Genomic DNA, 1,567 nt, shown 5'->3' with positions numbered 1-1,567 from the left:
AAAGACCGATGGGTTTGATTTCGGCTGAAGCCGACTAAAGAAACAAAAACAAAACGAGTAGTGATTTTTCTGCTGCTCCAAAGAGTAAAACTGAAGTCTTCGCCTAAAGGCGAGGGATTTACCCCCAGATTTATACATTAATAATCAACTCATTGTACTTTTTTTTAGGCCAATTCTATAACTAAGATTCAAAAAGACTGGACTCTTCAAAACGTATATTTCAACTGAGTTTGTAATCCATATAGGTATTCATTCCAACGAGTATAAGATATTGGATACCCTTTGGAAGGTGTATTTAACCTATAAGCAGCGGTGGGTTGGATGATCAGTGCTAGTTTAGGCGTTACTCGATAATTTATGCCCATACCAACCATACCATAAAGTGAAAAGGTAAATATATTGCCTTCATCTATTTTATGATAGGTACTAACCATCGTATTGGGATTGGTCGTACGAAACGTATGATTGGCTAAGAGTCCCACCGAAAAATAAGGCGATAGGCGACGGGTAGATAAGGTGTAATTTAGTAAAAGAGGTAATTGCCAATTCTCATTTCGTATTGCTCGATCCGCTGTATTTATGGGATTATTGTAGTGAAGATCACCCGAGGAACGGTTATATAAAAGACCTGCTGAGAGTGACCACTTAGGAGTAAAAGCATAAAAGGCAGTTAATCCCGCTGAGATTCCGGTAGTAGATTGTGACCCAATAGTTCCATCCGCATTATCAAACTGGGATACCCAGTTAAGGTGCTGATACGTAGGTGAAAGGGTAGGTGCAACAGAAAAACGCCCTTGCCCAACCGTAGTGGTCGCGATTAGCAAACTAACGAATAGAGCGTCCAGAAAAGGAGTAGTTGTAGTCTTCATATAGCTGAACTAATGAGTAAGTAAAAAGGAATTATTTAGTAGACCCCGGTCAAGCGAAAAACGTTGTAAATAAGCTAACATGTAGTATTGTACAAGTGCCTGTATGTTAAGCAACCAAAATATATCATTAATGTAGAATACTAGGCAAATCTTTCCGTCCTTTCCAGTACCCACTCCAGGGCTCAAGGTTGACAAAACCAACGTTTGAGCCTTTTTATGGACTTTAGTACACAAACGACCCGTTAAACACCGGCCTGGTTTTTATGCCGTTAATGTTTTCTAGAAACCAACTAGAGCACATTATTGATTCAGCAGATACCAACACAGACTATTTTACCGGTTTATGTACCTTGATCTTTTGTTAACAGAATCGGCTAACGCCAGAAAATTCTGGGGCCGATTAAAGAAAGTCGTGTATCAAAATTACGATATATCATAGGAACTTAGATTCTAAAACGAAATGCAACAAATGAGTTTACTGCTTGGAATTGCACTTTTTTTAGAATGCCAAAGGGGAGTTTCCTCCCCTCTGACGTCAGTTAATGTGCTAAGTTTGCAGCAATCGCTAAACTCGGGGCCGCCCGTGCGGACTTTTCTCAGATGACTAAACGACTATGGACTGGAAGTCCATAGGTTTAAGAACGAATGGAATTCGTCTGGTTCGGTTGAAACCGACTGAAAGTATACCACTTTAAGTG

The 1,567-nt window shown here is 39.8% G+C and carries 1 protein-coding gene; it reads right to left on the bottom strand.

The features are described 5' to 3' along the window. Positions 1 to 206 precede the first annotated feature (206 nt). A complete protein-coding gene (locus tag B157_RS37465; RefSeq protein WP_084761808.1) occupies positions 207 to 869 on the bottom strand; it encodes an outer membrane beta-barrel protein in 663 nt (220 codons plus the stop codon). Positions 870 to 1,567: the final 698 nt, after the last annotated feature.

It is taken from the genome of Spirosoma spitsbergense DSM 19989 (assembly GCF_000374085.1).
In the GTDB taxonomy this organism is placed as follows: domain Bacteria; phylum Bacteroidota; class Bacteroidia; order Cytophagales; family Spirosomataceae; genus Spirosoma; species Spirosoma spitsbergense.
The sequence above is the reverse complement of the archived record's forward strand: the minus strand, read 5'-3'. Positions and strand labels throughout refer to the sequence as shown.

Excerpts from the sequence above, each read along its gene's own strand:
- B157_RS37465 (WP_084761808.1), bottom strand. The coding sequence starts at position 869 with ATGAAGACTACAACTACTCCTTTTCTGGACGCTCTATTCGTTAGTTTG.